Annotated in this window: 20 protein-coding genes; 6 read left to right on the top strand and 14 right to left on the bottom strand. The window is 64.6% G+C overall.

The annotated features are described in order from the left end of the window. Nucleotides 1-124: 124 nt before the first annotated feature. The 5 genes from BI327_RS22415 to BI327_RS22395 form a co-directional block, all read right to left on the bottom strand. Complete coding sequence (locus tag BI327_RS22415; RefSeq protein WP_076862943.1) at nt 125-469, bottom strand: MmcQ/YjbR family DNA-binding protein; 345 nt, start codon at nt 467-469, stop codon at nt 125-127. 50 nt (nt 470-519) lie between these two features. Continuing rightward, a complete protein-coding gene (locus BI327_RS22410) occupies nt 520-1,065 on the bottom strand; it encodes a hypothetical protein (RefSeq protein WP_143271678.1) in 546 nt (181 codons plus the stop codon). A gap of 10 nt (nt 1,066-1,075) precedes the next feature. Continuing rightward, on the bottom strand, nt 1,076-1,672 hold the full coding sequence (locus BI327_RS22405; protein ID WP_143271677.1) for a hypothetical protein: 597 nt from the start codon (nt 1,670-1,672) through the stop codon (nt 1,076-1,078). 116 nt (nt 1,673-1,788) lie between these two features. After that, nucleotides 1,789-2,850, bottom strand: a complete 1,062-nt coding sequence (locus tag BI327_RS22400; protein WP_076862937.1) for an alpha/beta fold hydrolase — start codon at nt 2,848-2,850, stop codon at nt 1,789-1,791. A 210-nt stretch (nt 2,851-3,060) separates the two neighbouring features. Next, complete coding sequence (locus BI327_RS22395) at nt 3,061-3,462, bottom strand: nuclear transport factor 2 family protein (protein ID WP_076862935.1); 402 nt, start codon at nt 3,460-3,462, stop codon at nt 3,061-3,063. A gap of 141 nt (nt 3,463-3,603) precedes the next feature. Here BI327_RS22395 and BI327_RS22390 point away from each other — a divergent pair, with 141 nt between their 5' ends. Further along, nucleotides 3,604-4,293 (top strand): ArsR/SmtB family transcription factor, encoded by a 690-nt coding sequence (locus BI327_RS22390; RefSeq protein WP_143271676.1) that lies wholly within the window; start codon nt 3,604-3,606, stop codon nt 4,291-4,293. Nucleotides 4,294-4,513: 220 nt separating this feature from the next. Here the strand turns inward: BI327_RS22390 and BI327_RS22385 are convergent, their stop codons facing one another. Further along, entirely contained in the window at nt 4,514-4,759 is a 246-nt protein-coding gene (locus BI327_RS22385) for a DUF2188 domain-containing protein (RefSeq protein ID WP_016840968.1), read from the bottom strand. Nucleotides 4,760-4,879: 120 nt separating this feature from the next. On the opposite strand from BI327_RS22385, the gene BI327_RS22380 reads away from it, so the two are divergent. Together BI327_RS22380 and BI327_RS22375 are read left to right on the top strand one after the other, a co-directional pair. Next, nucleotides 4,880-5,146, top strand: a complete 267-nt coding sequence (locus tag BI327_RS22380; protein ID WP_076863215.1) for a DUF2277 domain-containing protein — start codon at nt 4,880-4,882, stop codon at nt 5,144-5,146. An 87-nt stretch (nt 5,147-5,233) separates the two neighbouring features. After that, entirely contained in the window at nt 5,234-5,461 is a 228-nt protein-coding gene (locus tag BI327_RS22375) for a hypothetical protein (protein WP_076862931.1), read from the top strand. Nucleotides 5,462-5,517: 56 nt separating this feature from the next. On the opposite strand, the gene BI327_RS22370 is transcribed toward BI327_RS22375, so the two are convergent. Further along, nucleotides 5,518-6,054 (bottom strand): collagen-like protein, encoded by a 537-nt coding sequence (locus BI327_RS22370; RefSeq protein WP_076862929.1) that lies wholly within the window; start codon nt 6,052-6,054, stop codon nt 5,518-5,520. Between the two features lie 130 nt (nt 6,055-6,184). On the opposite strand from BI327_RS22370, the gene BI327_RS22365 reads away from it, so the two are divergent. Then, nucleotides 6,185-7,159 carry a hypothetical protein gene (locus BI327_RS22365; RefSeq protein WP_076863213.1) on the top strand — a complete coding sequence of 325 codons (975 nt, stop codon included), beginning with the start codon at nt 6,185-6,187 and terminating at the stop codon, nt 7,157-7,159. Between the two features lie 2 nt (nt 7,160-7,161). Here BI327_RS22365 and BI327_RS22360 read toward each other — a convergent pair whose 3' ends face one another. Both BI327_RS22360 and BI327_RS22355 read right to left on the bottom strand, forming a co-directional pair. Then, the gene (locus BI327_RS22360; protein ID WP_076863211.1) at nt 7,162-7,422 is read right to left on the bottom strand and encodes a helix-turn-helix domain-containing protein; all 261 of its coding nucleotides are present in this window, start codon (nt 7,420-7,422) and stop codon (nt 7,162-7,164) included. A 171-nt stretch (nt 7,423-7,593) separates the two neighbouring features. Continuing rightward, nucleotides 7,594-8,361: an SDR family NAD(P)-dependent oxidoreductase gene (locus BI327_RS22355; protein WP_076862927.1), complete on the bottom strand. Its 768-nt coding sequence runs from the start codon at nt 8,359-8,361 to the stop codon at nt 7,594-7,596. 124 nt (nt 8,362-8,485) lie between these two features. Here BI327_RS22355 and BI327_RS22350 point away from each other — a divergent pair, with 124 nt between their 5' ends. Further along, a complete protein-coding gene (locus BI327_RS22350) occupies nt 8,486-8,959 on the top strand; it encodes a hypothetical protein (protein WP_076862925.1) in 474 nt (157 codons plus the stop codon). An 84-nt stretch (nt 8,960-9,043) separates the two neighbouring features. Here the strand turns inward: BI327_RS22350 and BI327_RS22345 are convergent, their stop codons facing one another. Further along, entirely contained in the window at nt 9,044-9,298 is a 255-nt protein-coding gene (locus BI327_RS22345; RefSeq protein ID WP_076862924.1) for a hypothetical protein, read from the bottom strand. Nucleotides 9,299-9,542: 244 nt separating this feature from the next. Between BI327_RS22345 and BI327_RS22340 the strand changes: the two genes are divergently transcribed. Continuing rightward, nucleotides 9,543-9,983 (top strand): hypothetical protein, encoded by a 441-nt coding sequence (locus BI327_RS22340; protein WP_076862922.1) that lies wholly within the window; start codon nt 9,543-9,545, stop codon nt 9,981-9,983. Nucleotides 9,984-10,184: 201 nt separating this feature from the next. On the opposite strand, the gene BI327_RS22335 is transcribed toward BI327_RS22340, so the two are convergent. The 4 genes from BI327_RS22335 to BI327_RS22320 form a co-directional block, all read right to left on the bottom strand. Further along, nucleotides 10,185-10,766: a GDP-mannose pyrophosphatase gene (locus BI327_RS22335; RefSeq protein WP_076862920.1), complete on the bottom strand. Its 582-nt coding sequence runs from the start codon at nt 10,764-10,766 to the stop codon at nt 10,185-10,187. Nucleotides 10,767-10,785: 19 nt separating this feature from the next. Beyond that, nucleotides 10,786-11,229 (bottom strand): GNAT family acetyltransferase, encoded by a 444-nt coding sequence (locus BI327_RS22330; protein ID WP_076863209.1) that lies wholly within the window; start codon nt 11,227-11,229, stop codon nt 10,786-10,788. A gap of 14 nt (nt 11,230-11,243) precedes the next feature. Further along, a complete protein-coding gene (locus BI327_RS22325; protein WP_076862918.1) occupies nt 11,244-12,671 on the bottom strand; it encodes an FAD-binding oxidoreductase in 1,428 nt (475 codons plus the stop codon). Nucleotides 12,672-12,784: 113 nt separating this feature from the next. Continuing rightward, nucleotides 12,785-13,771, bottom strand: a complete 987-nt coding sequence (locus tag BI327_RS22320) for an L-threonylcarbamoyladenylate synthase (RefSeq protein ID WP_076862916.1) — start codon at nt 13,769-13,771, stop codon at nt 12,785-12,787. Nucleotides 13,772-13,843 lie beyond the last annotated feature (72 nt).

Below are 13,843 nucleotides of genomic sequence, written 5' to 3'. Positions count from 1 at the left end.
TCGCGCAACGTCTCGCGCGCGAATCCGGTGTTTGCGCGATTAGGCACGAACCGCGCGCGGGATGCATGCTCAAAGAATGAGCGAAGCAGCGCGTTCTGCTTGACGCGGTGCGAGATCGTCGCGCTCAGGATGATTGCTTCGCGCGTGCCTTCGCGGGCTTCGCTGCGATGTTGTCGCGCGCCATTTTCAGCGCGCTGCGCAGCGTCGTTGCGTCGGCCTTCGCGAGGCGGACATTGGTGCTGCCGCTCTTGCCCCAGCCGCCCGGCACCGGCCGGAAGATCTCCGGTTCGGCCTCGACCACGACAGCCTGCTGCTCCGGCGTCAGCTTCACCATGCCCCAAGCCTTGTCGGGATAGCCGAGCGTTGCGAAGATGCGCTTGCCGACGCGGAAGTCGGCAGTGCCGTGATGCGCGCCTTCAATCACCTCGGGCAAACTCAACGCTGTGCGGCGGAAGCGATCTGCGGACATGGACGCCAACATCGATCTCGTCGGCTCAGCATATCACACGCGCCCGACGGTCACACGCCGGTCAAATCGTAGAATGCCGCGATCAGGCGGGTGATCTCGGTGGAATTCGCGATCACCCGCGCCAGGTCGTCCTTTTCGGGCTTGCCGGCCTGAATCCGATCGAGGGCTTCGCTCGATTGCTTGACGATCTCGGCGATCCTGCGCAGCAGGTCCTCGCGGGTCGCAATCTCCTTGAGGTCGGTGTCGCTGTACTTCTGCAGCAGCCGCAGCTTTTCCTTGTCGAAAGGCTGCTTGAACTTGCCGGTTCCCACCGACTCGATGATCCGCTTGTAGGAGGCATCGTATCCCTCTCTCGCCGTACTGAGCGCCCGGCGGACCGCGTCCGGGTTTTGTTCGGCGATCCCGGACAGCACCGCGTTGCCGGCCGCACAATTCGCGCGCGACAGCGTCGAGATCGGCTGGGCGACCTGCTTGAACTGATCGGCCTCCTTCGTCTTGCTGATCAGATCATCGACCATGTCGGCGACCGCGGGCCGACCGGCGCCGCAGCAGACAGAAGCGATGATTGCGAGAGCCGCCATCCTTCGCATCAGCATCGTGGCACTCCTACTGAATCTTGGTCTGATCGCAGATCTTTTCGACGTTCGGCAGCTTCGTTGCGCCCAGCGCGAAGCCTTCCTTGCGGAATCTCGGGCAGGCCTGAACCGCGATTGCATGCCAGGATTCGGCCGATATGCCGCCGTGCCGGTAGAGATCGTAGATGCTGGAAAATTTCGCATCGTACAGCCCGGCATAGGATTGCATCTTGTCGGACGGGGCGTCGATGACGGTGCGGAAGAAATCCGTGTAGTCCGACTGCATCTTGTAATCGTTATTGGTCTGGAAGACGTCGATCGCGTTCTTGATCTGAAAGATCGCGATTCCTGCTCCAACGACCGCAACGACAAGCGCCAGCCACGGCACGACCCGGTCCTGGGGGCGCGCCAGCGCCAGCCTGAGAGCGGCGATCTCGTGCGTCAAACCGTCGTTCTGCCGCCCGGCTTCCCGCAGATCGGCCAGCCGCTCCACGGCGATCGGATCGACAAACTCCGTACCGTCGGCAGCGGTCTCGCTGGACAAGCGTCCTCGGGCAATCAGGTCGTCCAGATCAGCGATCGAAAAGGGACTGTTCTGAGCAGCTTGGGCTTTGGGAATGCCGGGCATCGTCGCTCCGAAACGCGGCTGCAAGGCAATGACGCTACAATACCTGTGATATAAATTAATGTAAAGACAACTATAAGACGAGCTCGTGTCAGGCGCGGATTTCGCCGCGGTTCTCGTTACATCGTCCGCTGCGGCGCCGTCTGCAGCAGCTCCTGCAACTGCCTGGCATAGAATCGGGCGTCGCCGGTCGTCAGGTGCCCGCGCGTCTCGCTGCTCGTCGGGATCAAATAGATCTTGCCGCTCTTGATCCGCTTCACCGCGGCTTCAGTGACGCCGGTCTCCGGCGGATTGCGCTCATCATCGGCGGCGTTGATCGCAAGCAGGGTGGCCTCGATCTTCTCCATTCCCGCCGACGGATCGTAGTCGTGGGAGGCCTCCCATTGATAGATGTAGTCATTGGCATCTGCGGTGACGGGCAGCGCCAGCTGGTCATCGACCATCTTGTCGGCCTGCGCTGCTGTCGGCGCCAGCGTCTGGTAGCCGAGCGTGCCGCCGGCGCTCGCGAAGCGATAGGCCGCGATGGCGTATTTCATCATCCGCGGCGGGCTGGTGTAGTTGCCGCCATTGTAGTCGGGATCGTTGCGGATTGTTTCCAGCATTGCCCGCCGCAGGATCCAGTTCCGCGCGGCCATCGCCGTCGGCTGCGAGGCCATCGGCACCAGAACGTCCATCATCTGCGGATAGCGCACGCCCCAGATCCAGCTGTGCATGCCGCCCATCGAGTTGCCGATCACGAGCCGCAAATGCTTGACGCCGAGCCCCTCGGTGACGAGCCGGTATTGCGCATCGACCATGTCGTTGTAGTCGTATCTCGGAAAGCTCGTCCGCATCGCATCCGACGGCTTCGACGATTTGCCGTGCCCGATGCCGTCGGGGATGATGATGTAGTATTTTGCCGCGTCGAGCGGCTGGCCCGCGCCGAACAACTGGCCGGCAAAGGTCGGCGTCAGCATGCTGGCGGCGGAGCCGCCGGAGCCGTGCAGCACCAGCACCGGCTGTCCGGTCGGCGCGCCGACCGTGGTGTAGTGCAGCCGCAGTTCCGGCATCACCTCGCCGCTGTGAAACTTGAAGTCCTTCGCGATCCACTCGCCTTCTTGCGGCGCGGGATAATCTGCAGCCATGGCCGGTACCGACATCGAGACGAGAGCGGCCAGAAGCGCCGCGCACCAACGGATCATGCTGTTTCTTCCCACGCGCGGCGCCTTTGTCCAGCCGCCTCAATGCAAGCCTAGCATGACGGAAGGCGTTGTCCGAGAGCGGCGCCGCGCAACTGACGCGGAAGTGTCCGGCTAAAGCGCTATGAGACAGGGGGTGAATCGCCATCGCGCTTTAGCTTAAGTTTGAGCATGATCTTTTCGGAAAACCGCTTCGCACTTTTCCGGATCATGCTAGCTCTGTTTCAGCACGTTCAGCGCATACCATCCCCAATAGACGCGGTGGCGCTGGATCAGGCCGTCCTTGATGTCCATGACCTCGACGAGATCCATCTGGTCGCCATCCGGAGACTGGCGCGGATATTCCCAGGTGAGAATTTTGCCGTCGCTGAAAAAGCCCTGCTTGAAGCGTCGCCGCTGTGGCGGGTTGGTGCGGAACACGCGCGTGATGAATTCGCGCAGCGCCTCCCGGCCCCGGACGATCCCGTCTTTGGTCTGCATCAAATGCTGCACCAGCGGGCTCTCGATCGAGGCGTCGGGCGCATAGAGCGCCAGCGCCGCCTCGAGGTCCTTGTTGCCGAGGGCTTCGTCCCAAAGCTTGTAGATGCGTTCCGCGTCGTGGTTCCCGGCTGTCATGGTTGTTCCCTTGCGTTTGGTTGAACAGCGCCGATTTGACCGGAAGCGGCGGCCGCGACGTTTCAGGAAAATCTGAAATGAGTTTCGCAATGTTGCGAATGCGCGTAGGACGGTTTCAGCGCGAGATGGAGGACGATTGCGGTGGGATCATCCCAAGCCGTGCAAACGGGGTTTTCGCGGATCGCCGAGGCATTGGGTGATCCGGTGCGCGAGGCGATGGTCAGCGCGCTGGCCGACGGTAAGGCGCTCCCCGCGGGCGAGCTTGCCGCGGTTGCCGGCATCTCGCCGCAAGGCGCCAGCGCGCATCTGCAGAAGCTGGTCGATGCGCGCGTGCTGTCGGTATGGGCCCAGGGCAGGTTCAGATATTACCGGATCAGGGATGACGACGTCGCGGCGCTGATCGAGACGCTTGTCGATCTCGCAGCCAAGTCCGCTGCCGGACGCCAGCGTGCGATGCCGGCCGAGCAGCTCAGGCAATCGCGCACCTGTTACCACCACCTTGCCGGTCAACTCGGTGTGCTGCTGTCGAACGCGCTGATCCGCCGCCGCCTCGTCGTCATCGACGGCCGCGATGGTCGCGTGACCGAGCAGGGGCTCGCCTGGTGCCGCGCCGAACAGATTGATTTCGATCCGGCGCGGCAGCCGCATCTGCGGCTGTGCAACGACTGGACCGAGCGCGTGCCGCATCTCGCAGGGCCCTTTGCCAATGCCGTGCTGGCGCGGCTGGTCGCGATGCGCGGCGTTGCACCGCATCGGATTCCGCGCGCGCTGCGGATCACCGACCGCGGGCGGGCATTCTTCGATCGGCTCGGCGTGCAGGTTCCGTTCTGAAGGCGCTAGAGCGTGATGAGATTAGGTCGAGCTAGAGCGGCGTCGAAACTTCACCTCTCCCTTGGGAGAGGTCGATTTGCGCAGCAAATCGGGTGAGGGGTTACGGCCCATCGAGAGCGCAAGAGCCCTCACCCGGATTGCTTCGCAATCCGACCTCTCCCCGACGGGGAGAGGTGAACCGAGACCGCACCAAGCCGATTCAACTCAATCTCATCGCGTGCTAGCGGCCGTCCTCGACCTCGGTCTCCGGGCGGTCGTTGCCGGAGGCGGTCTCGGTCAGCCATTTGCCGTCCGAGGTCTCGTACTGGATCGCCTCGGTGCGTCCGGGGACGCGTTGCTCATTGGCAGCGCGCCGGGCGGCGGCAAGGGCCGCGGCATGGGTTGGAAACGGTTCCGAGAACACCCCGTTGACGGTATAGGCCCAACCGCCGTCGTGCTGGACGACCTTGTAGATCACGTGGCTCATCCGGAACCTCGTTTCCGCCGTGGACGATGAGGCTGCCAGAATAGACCACGATGTCGTATTTTGCAGCAGCCGATCGTCCTTGAGACAGACGCCCCGCTGGTGCGGGCGAGGGAGACCGACATGTGCCGCAATATCAAGACGCTGTTCAACTTCGAGCCGCCCGCCACCGAGGACGAGATCCACGCCTCGGCGCTGCAGTTCGTGCGCAAACTGTCCGGCTTCAACAAGCCGTCGCAGTCCAATGAGGCGGCCTTCAACCTTGCCGTGGCCGAGGTCTCGGACGCAGCGCGCAAGCTTTTGATCTCGTTGCAAACCGCGGCGCCGGCGCGCGACCGCGAGGTCGAGGCGGAGAAGGCGAGGGAGCGCTCGCGCCTGCGGTTCGGCTGAGGCCGGCGCATTCCGTGACGCAGGTCACGGTACGGCGTCGCACGCCCGGGCATCATGGCCGTTCACCCCGGTCCCGGAGCAAACGCCATGAAGCCTGCCGCCCCGCTCACATTGTGTTCGATAGCGTTCGCCGTTCTCTGGACCTGCGGCATGCTGTGGTCGAGCGGCACGATCGACCTCGCCAACGTCATCATCCTGTCGGTGTGCGGGGCGTTCGCGGGTGTTGCCTGGTACTATGCGATGCGCTGGGTGTTTCAGCTCATGCGCCTCGCCCGGCCCACCGATCCCCCACCCAATCCCGGGACCGAGCGGTGAGCGCCGCGCGCGACACGGGCGTGGTTGGCCGTGTCGCCGCGCGATGACAAGAAGGGTTACTTCTTGTCCTTCTTGCGGTGCTTCTTCTTTTTCTTGTGATCGTCGTCCTCGTCGTCATCTTCGGCGAAATCGAGCGCGTCGACGTCGAGGGCGATCGCCTCCGCCGCTGCGCGCTCAGCGAGCTCCGCAGCTTCTCGCTCGGCGAGCTCGGCGGCTTCGCGCTCCCTGGTGCGCTTGTAGTCTTCCCAGGCGTCGAAGATCATGTGCAGCCAAGGCATCACCTGCTCGATCGACGGCAATTGGCCGGGCGGGCCGGCTTCACCGCGCGGGCCGGCCGGACCCTGCGGTCCCTGAGGACCGGCTTCGCCGCGCGGACCCTGCACGCCAGCCTTGCCTTGCGCCCCCGGCTTGCCTTGGGGGCCAGCCTTGCCGAGCACTCCGGCCTTGCCTTGGGGACCCGGCTTGCCGCGTGCACCTTCCGGCCCCGGCCGCCCCGGATGTCCTTGCGGTCCGGGCTTTCCCGGCTCGCCCTGACGGCCCTGCGGCCCCTGTGCGCCTCGTGCCCCCTGGCGGGAAGTTGTCTCGTCAGCCACTGATATGCTCCGTCGCGATTTGAAGCCGCTTGTAACAGAGGTTGGACGACGGCTTCAATTCTGCCTGGTGGCACCGATGCGAGCGATCAACAGTCATAATTCCATGGGCATTATGACAACGGAGGACGCATTGCGGGTTCTGGACAGCAGCTACGGCGACGAACCACAACCGCTCGACATCGTCGTGACGCGGCATGATGTGCTTGACGAAGCGGCCTTTCGCAGCACGGGCGTGCTCGAGCTCTATGAGGAGTTGTTTCCCGCGAACGAACGCGACAGCTCCGACGACATCGTGCGCTGGCTGCTATCAGATGACATCGGCGAGCTGCGACGGTTCAGCGTCGGTGCCGAGGAGCTGTCATACCGTCTCGACTCGCGTTGCTTCATCCTGTGTGCCGCCGGGCGCGCGATCGGGCTCGGCTTCTTCACCTACGATCACGCAAGCGAGCTGATCTATTGCAACTATGTCGGCGTCGGAAAGGCGTGGCGTGGCGGCGGGCTGGCGCGCGCATTCTATCGCGAGATGGTCGCCATGCTCGATGCGTTGTTTCCGCGTAATATCGGCGTGGTGCTCGAGGTCGAGCCGTACGATCGCGATCGCCTGGACGCGATCATCGGTGATCTCGAACGAACCGGCAGGCGGCAACTCGCGGCGGATGAGCAGGCCGAGATCCGCAAATTGCTCCGCGTCGGCTGGTACGACAAGCTCGGCTATTCAGTCTTCATCGACACGGGCACGATGCGGCCAATCGCGTGCCGCTCGCCGTGTCTTGATCCGTCGCTGCCGTCGTCGGATTGGGCCGCCGGCGAAGAAAGTTACTGGATGATGTGGCAGGCGCGGACCGGCGCGCGCCTCGTGGAGACGCGCGCCAGTGAACTCTGGCAAAAAGCCGTCACGGCGGTCTATGTCGAGATCCTCGCCAAATCCCTGGTCGAAGACGATCCGAATGGACGCCGCGACTATTGGGACTATGCGACGGCACTGGTCGAGCAGACGCTGCAGCGGACTGAAGCGACCGCCGTGTGTCTTGCACGCTGTCTCGATGCCGGCGACAGCGAATTGCTGTCGCGCTGGCGACGTCTTGCGATCGATCTGCCGATCTGAACCTAGGCTGCGGCGTGCTCGCTCAGCGGCACGTCGATGCCGTCGGCCGAGTATTCGCGGATCTTGTTCCGCAAGGTTCGGACCGACAGTCCGAGCACGCGCGCGGCGCGGGTGCGGTTGCCATCGCAGCGCGCCAGCGTTTGCAGCACCAGTTCCCGTTCGACCTCATCGACGGTCGCGCCGATCAGCAGCGGGACGATTTCATTTGGAGCCAGCGTCGGCAGCAGTGCTTCCGGCGACGGTACGGTGGACGCGTAAGACATGAACATTCTCCCGATCAACGCCCGCTTCGTCGATGAAGCGAAGACATCGAGAAACCAACTACCCCGTAGATACACGGTCTGCCGGTTTGGTTAACAGGTCCTTAACGCGCCGCTAACTCCCTGCATTGTAAGCAAAATACCCAGAAATCGCCACGATTGCGGTTCCATCCGTCACAGTGTCCGGTAGCCGCCATCGACCATCACGATCGATCCGGAGACATAGGCTGCCAGGTCCGAGGCGAGGAAAATCGCGGGGCCGACGATGTCCTCCGGCTTGCCGGCGCGGCCGAGCGGGGTGTGGTCCATGAAGACCTTCACGAGGTCGGGGTTGGTGGCGCGCACCTTCTCGTTCAACGGCGTCTCGATGAAGCCGGGGCCGATCGCATTGACGCGCACGCCGTCCTTGCCGAGCTCGGCGGCCAGCGCCTTGGTGAAGCCGAGCACGCCGTGCTTGGAGGCGGTATAGGCCGGTGAGCTCGGCGTGCGCAGATGCACGAAGGACTGGATCGAGCCGATATTGACGATGCGTCCCTTGTTCTTGCGCAGCGGTGCGAGGAACGAGTGCGTCACGTTGAAGACGCCGGTGAGATTGATCGAGATGATGTCTTCCCAATCCTTGATCACGGCCTCGTCAGCGCCGAGCATGCCGTTGCGGCGCGCGATGCCGGCATTGTTGACCAGGATCGAGACAGGCCCGACCTTGTCGGCCACCTGCTTTGCCATCGCGATGCAGGCGTCGCGATCGGTCACGTCGAGCGCGAAGCTCTCCGCCTTGCCGCCGGCGTCGCGGATTTCCCTGGCCGCTTCCGCCGCCGCATCGCCGTTCATGTCGAGCAGCACCACGCGCGCACCCTCGCGGCCGTAGCCCAATGCGATGGCGCGCCCGATGCCCGAGCCTGCACCGGTGATGACGGCGATGTGATTGTCGAGAAGGGCCATGGCGTTTCCTCGTTCTGATTTATGAGCGTTGTCGACAACACTATTCAAAACTGCGCCAACCGAAACGCCAAGCCGCGTTTGCGCGTTTCTGTCATCCATATTCGGATGACAGTACGGACCGATCATGGACCCGCATATCAGACACTGGAAAGTTGCGATCGAGCGCTGCTGCGCGACGCCGGATCCCGACTATCGCGAGATAGCCAAGGTGGTCGCCGAGATCGCCACCACCGACATCGACGAGACGCTGCGGCATGCCGCCGCACAGGTGCTGCCGATCCTGCGCCAGGCGGCGCTGAAATCGGCTGACCGCCGCACCAAATCGATGGCGCAGCGCCGTCTCGGCATCGTCAGCGACGCGCTGCACATGCTCTCAGCGCCGCAGTTCGGCCGCCGCGGCCTGATGCCGAAGGTGCTGACGCAGGAAGAGAAGTACCGGCAATTGCTCGGCCTGCCGTTCGGCCGCCGCCTCGCGGCGACTGAAGTGCACCAGGCATTCAAGCGCGCCGCCAAGACGGTGCATCCCGACGGCGGCGGTAACGGCCCGGCATTCCTCGAACTCGCCGCCGCGCGCGACGCGCTGATCAAGCATCACTGACGCGCGATCGCGGTGGCTCTGACAGCATCAGGGCGGACGCCGCGCAGTTGCCGCGTGTCCGCCCTGTGCGCGATCGGGAGCCGCTCAGAACGAGCAGGTGCCGTTGTTCAGGAGGCCGGTCTTGTAGACGAATGCGGCGTCGAACGTCGGCAGCTCTTCGCTGACGACGGAATAGTTCGTCGGCCACGGCGCGGTCGGGATGCTCTGGTCCCAGATCTGGCAGAAGCCGGTGTCCTGCCAGCGGATCAGATGATAGGGGTTTGCGCTGGCCGGGCTTGCCGCGGCGAGCACGGACACGGTGGCGGCAATGGCGGCACAGGCAATCGCAAGACGACGCATCGGAAATCTCCGGTTTGAAAAAATGATTGCTCCGCAGGGCAATCCTGGAGCTCAGGGGCCGATCGCCCCGAACATGCAGTGAGTGTTGCAACCCCGGGAACAGGTTCAACGCCGGTGCTGTGCCAAATTGCGCCGGATTGTGTGCTTGCTACAGTCGGCGCGTTGCGATTCGCAGCCGTCTCGCGACGCATGCAAATCGATGTGAAGCAAATCTTGACGTGAGCCAATCTTGGGGAGACCGCACATGAAACTTTCATCAACGCTTCGCGCCGCGCTGGTCGCGCTGACGGCATTCATGGGACTGGCTTTCTCTTCCGCGGCGCGTGCCGACAGCGGCTTCGTGACGCTCACGATCTACAAGGCCGGATGGATCATCGGCGGCTCCGGCGGCAGTGGCGTCCTGACCTTCCGCGGCCGCTCCTATCGGCTGTCCACCGGCGGTCTCGACTACGGCCTGGTGTTCGGTGGCTCCAAGACCGTGCTGCGCGGCCGCGTCAGCAACATCAATCGCCCGTCCGACGTTGCCGGCGTCTACGGCGCCGCGGGTGCAGGACTTGCCGTCGGCCGCGGCGCGCGTGCGATCGTGCTGACCAATCAGAAGGGCGCAGTGCTGGAGTTGACCGGCCACCAGGTCGGCCTGATGGCCAACGCCGACCTGAGCGGCCTTGCGATCACGATGCGGTAGCGCATCCTTCCCCGTCATCCCGCGCAACGGCTTTGCCGTTGCGCGGGGATGACGGGCCAGGGGTGGCGGAATTTCTGAATATTAGAAATGTACCCGTGAGTTGCCCGACGTGTCAAGTCGAGCGCCGGCCGCCGCCGGCTCCTTTGCATGGGGTTGTTTTCGATATTTTGGCAGCGCGTCCCCGCCGGAACGCGGCGGTACCTACCTGAACAGATGCAGCGCTGCGTATTGCAGCAGCATGATGGTCTTGGCGTCGACGATGCGGCCGTCGCTGATCATGGCGAGCGCGTCGTCAAGCGAGAGCTCCAGCACCTCGATATCCTCGCCCTCGTCGGCGAGCCCGCCGCCGTCGCCGATCCGCATCGCGGCGTCGTATTCGGCAACGAAGAAATGCAGCTTCTCGGTCACCGCGCCGGGTGTCATGAAGGCTTCGAACACCTTTCGCACGTGTTCGAGGCGATAACCGATCTCTTCCTCGGCCTCGGCCCGGATGCGCGCTTCCGGCGCGGCGTCGTCGAGCATGCCGGCGGCGGCCTCGATCAGGAGATCGTCATAGCCGTTGGCGAAAGCCGGGTAGCGGAACTGGCGCACCAGCACCACCGTGCGGGCCTTCAGATTGTAAGGCAGCAGCACCGCGCCGTTGCCGCGGTCGTAGACCTCGCGCACCTGGGTCTGCCACTCGCCGTTGCTGCGGCGGTAGTCGAAGGTCGCGCTCTTCAGCTCGTAGCGTCGCTTCGAAAGCAGCTCGACGTCCTTGACGCGGACGCGGTCGGCGATGCTCATGCGTAAATCCTCAACCCTCTCACGATGTCGCTTCGCGACCGTCGAGCCATTTGGCCAGCATCACCGAGGTCGACTCCTCATAGCCGAGCGATTGGTAGAAGGCGCCGGCCTTGGCGTTCTCCCGCCGCACCAGCAATTGCAGCTTCGGCACGCCGGCGGCGCGTAACCAGTCCTCGACCGCGCTCATCATGATGCGGCCAAGTCCCTTGCCCTGCCTGTTGGGATCGACCGCGACGTAATAGACCCAGCCGCGATGGCCATCATGGCCGACCATCGCGGTCGCGACGATCGTGTCCGAGCTGCGGCCGACCAGCACGGCCGAGCTCGGTCCGCGCCGCGCCAGCGCAATATCCGCGGCGGGATCGTTCCACGGCCGCGTCAGGCCGCAGGCCTGCCACAGCGCGACCACATCGGCGACGTCGGTATCGGTGATCTCTGCAATGGCGAGGGACGGGGAGGGCATTGTCGCCTGCACGGTCACAGCACCTTGCCCGGGTTCATGATGCCGAGCGGATCGAGCATCGCCTTGATGGAGCGCATCAGCTCGATTGCGACCTTGTCCTTGACGTCGGGCAGTTCGTCACGCTTGAGCACGCCGATGCCGTGCTCGGCCGAGATCGAGCCGCCCATCCGCAGCACGATCTCGAACACGACAGCGTTGACGTCATGCCAGCGCGCCAGGAAGTCGGCCGCATTGGCGCCGACCGGCTGGCTGACATTGTAGTGGATGTTGCCGTCGCCGAGATGGCCGAACGGCACCGGCCGCGCGCCCGGGATCAGCTTCACGACCGCCGCATTGGCCTCTTCGATGAAGGCGGGCACTGCTGCGACCGGCACCGAGATATCGTGCTTGATCGAGCCGCCTTCCGGCTTCTGCGCCGCCGACATCTCGTCGCGCAGCTTCCAGAACGCCTGGCGCTGACTCAGATTGGCCGCGATGACGGCGTCGTCGACGATGCCGTCTTCCATGCCCTGGGCGAGGATCGCCTCCAGCGTGTCGCGGGCATCGTCGCGCGACGACGACAATTCCATCAGCACGTACCAGGGATGCTTGCTCGTCAGCGGATCGCGGATATCGATGCCGTGACGGATCGAGAAATCGACTGCGACGTCGGCGAGCAGTTCGAAGCTCGTCAGGCTGCCTGCCGCCTGGTTGCGCGAGATCGACAGCAGCTTGAGCGCGGCCGCGGGCGACTTCAGGCCGACATAGGCGGTCTCGACCGCACGCGGCCGCGGAAACAGCTTGAGCGTCGCCGCGGTGATGATGCCGAGCGTGCCCTCGGCGCCGATGAACAGGTTGTGCAGGTTGTAACCCGTGTTGTCTTTCTTCAGCTTCGACAGCGCGTTCAGCACGCGGCCGTCGGCCAGCACGACCTCGAGCCCGAGCGCCATCTCGCGCGCCACGCCATAGGCGAGCGCTCCGGTGCCGCCGGCATTGGTCGAGAGGTTGCCGCCGATGGTGCAACTGCCCTCGGCGCCGAGCGACAGCGGAAACAGCCGATCGACATCGGCGGCCTTCTGCTGCGCGATCTGCAGCACCACGCCGGCCTCGCAGGTCATGGTGTTGGATTCGACGTCGATGTCACGAATCTTGTCCAGCCGTCGCAGCGACACCACGACCTCGCCATTGTGCGGGGTCTGGCCGCCGACCAGGCCGGTGTTGCCGCCCTGCGGCACCAGCGCGATCCTGTGCTCGCTCGCAAGCTTGCAGATCGCACCGACTTCGGCGGTCGAGCCCGGGCGCAGCACCAGCGGCGAGCGGCCGTGGAACAGGTCGCGCTCCTCGGTGACGTAGGGCTTGATGTCGGCGGCGTCGGTCACCGCATATTTCGCGCCGACGATGGCGCGGAATTTTTCAAGCAATTCGGGCGGAAGCGGCGGCACCGCTGATTGGACGATGTTCATTTTTTCTTGGTCTTTCACTCAGCCGGGGTTCTTAGTCTACGCATGACCTCCGCGCAAACGCGTCGCGTTTGTCGCGAGGGAAAACCGGTTTCCATCCTTCCGGGTCATGCACGTTATCGCCCGACCGCTGCGCGGCGCAGCCGGTCATTGATGGCTTCGCCCAACCCGTCCTCGGGAATGGGCATCACCGCGATAGCATCCGCGTTTCTCTTGTCGAGCGTGCGAAGGTAGCCGAACAGATTGGCGGCGGCCTCGGCGAGATCGCCGCGCTCGGACAGGTTCATCACCACCAGGGCACATTCGCGCCTTGCGACCTTGGCCGGCCCGAATGCCAGCAGGGCCTCGCCGACATGGACGTCGCTGGCATTGAGTCGGACCGGGGTCCGCGGCGCGTAATGCGAGGCGAGCATGCCGGGGGCGACCGGCTGAGCGTCGGTTTCCGCGTCCTGCGGCGGTGACTGCAAGGGATGGCCGAGCACGCGCTCGATCTCGGCGCGCGTCAGCCCGCCCGGCCGCAGCAGCACCGGATCGGAGAAGCAGCCGACGATGGTTGATTCGACGCCGACCTCGACCGGCCCGCCGTCGACGATCAGGTCGATGCGGCCCGCGAGGTCGCCGTTCACATGCTCGGCGGTGGTGGGCGAGACATGGCCGGAGAGATTGGCCGACGGCGCTACCACGGCACCGCCGAAGGCCCTGATGATGTCGCGCGCCACCTTGTGGGCCGGGATCCGGATCGCGACGGTGTCGAGCCCGGCGGTCGCGAGTTCCGCGACCGGGCAGGACAGCGCCTTCGGCAGCACCAGGGTCAGCGGGCCGGGCCAGAACGCTTCTGCAAGGCGCAAGGCCTGGCCGTCGAACAGGGCAATGCGGCGGGCGGCGCCGAGATCGGCGACGTGGGCGATCAGCGGATTGAAGGCCGGCCGGCCCTTGGCTTGGTACAGGCTGGCAATCGCGGCCGCATTGCCGGCGTCGGCGCCGAGGCCATAAACCGTCTCGGTCGGAAACGCCACCAGGCCGCCCTCGGCCAAAACCCCGGCGGCGGTTGCCGTGGCGGCGGCGCCCGCGGGCAGAACGTGCGTTTTCAGGCCTGTATCCACTGTGACTAGATTCCTCAATTGGGTGCCTTGTGGTCCCTTGCGGTCCCCGAAACCCGACGCTATAAGCCCGGC

The organism is Bradyrhizobium mercantei, from assembly GCF_001982635.1.
GTDB classification, from domain to species: Bacteria; Pseudomonadota; Alphaproteobacteria; order Rhizobiales; family Xanthobacteraceae; genus Bradyrhizobium; species Bradyrhizobium mercantei.
Note: the sequence above shows the minus strand (reverse complement) of the source record. Positions and strands in the feature narration are given on the sequence as shown.

What these genes read in the sequence shown, in the direction of transcription:
- BI327_RS22360 (WP_076863211.1), bottom strand. Translation starts at nt 7,422, where the DNA reads ATGTCTTACGCGTCCACCGTACCGTCGCCGGAAGCACTGCTGCCGACG.
- BI327_RS22335 (WP_076862920.1), bottom strand. Translation starts at nt 10,766, where the DNA reads ATGAGCATCGCCGACCGCGTCCGCGTCAAGGACGTCGAGCTGCTTTCG.
- BI327_RS22415 (WP_076862943.1), bottom strand. Translation starts at nt 469, where the DNA reads ATGTCCGCAGATCGCTTCCGCCGCACAGCGTTGAGTTTGCCCGAGGTG.
- BI327_RS22385 (WP_016840968.1), bottom strand. Translation starts at nt 4,759, where the DNA reads ATGAGCCACGTGATCTACAAGGTCGTCCAGCACGACGGCGGTTGGGCC.
- BI327_RS22380 (WP_076863215.1), top strand. Translation starts at nt 4,880, where the DNA reads ATGTGCCGCAATATCAAGACGCTGTTCAACTTCGAGCCGCCCGCCACC.
- BI327_RS22340 (WP_076862922.1), top strand. Translation starts at nt 9,543, where the DNA reads ATGAAACTTTCATCAACGCTTCGCGCCGCGCTGGTCGCGCTGACGGCA.
- BI327_RS22395 (WP_076862935.1), bottom strand. Translation starts at nt 3,462, where the DNA reads ATGACAGCCGGGAACCACGACGCGGAACGCATCTACAAGCTTTGGGAC.
- BI327_RS22345 (WP_076862924.1), bottom strand. Translation starts at nt 9,298, where the DNA reads ATGCGTCGTCTTGCGATTGCCTGTGCCGCCATTGCCGCCACCGTGTCC.
- BI327_RS22325 (WP_076862918.1), bottom strand. Translation starts at nt 12,671, where the DNA reads ATGAACATCGTCCAATCAGCGGTGCCGCCGCTTCCGCCCGAATTGCTT.
- BI327_RS22400 (WP_076862937.1), bottom strand. Translation starts at nt 2,850, where the DNA reads ATGATCCGTTGGTGCGCGGCGCTTCTGGCCGCTCTCGTCTCGATGTCG.
- BI327_RS22330 (WP_076863209.1), bottom strand. Translation starts at nt 11,229, where the DNA reads ATGCCCTCCCCGTCCCTCGCCATTGCAGAGATCACCGATACCGACGTC.
- BI327_RS22350 (WP_076862925.1), top strand. Translation starts at nt 8,486, where the DNA reads ATGGACCCGCATATCAGACACTGGAAAGTTGCGATCGAGCGCTGCTGC.
- BI327_RS22375 (WP_076862931.1), top strand. Translation starts at nt 5,234, where the DNA reads ATGAAGCCTGCCGCCCCGCTCACATTGTGTTCGATAGCGTTCGCCGTT.
- BI327_RS22410 (WP_143271678.1), bottom strand. Translation starts at nt 1,065, where the DNA reads ATGCTGATGCGAAGGATGGCGGCTCTCGCAATCATCGCTTCTGTCTGC.
- BI327_RS22405 (WP_143271677.1), bottom strand. Translation starts at nt 1,672, where the DNA reads ATGCCCGGCATTCCCAAAGCCCAAGCTGCTCAGAACAGTCCCTTTTCG.
- BI327_RS22355 (WP_076862927.1), bottom strand. Translation starts at nt 8,361, where the DNA reads ATGGCCCTTCTCGACAATCACATCGCCGTCATCACCGGTGCAGGCTCG.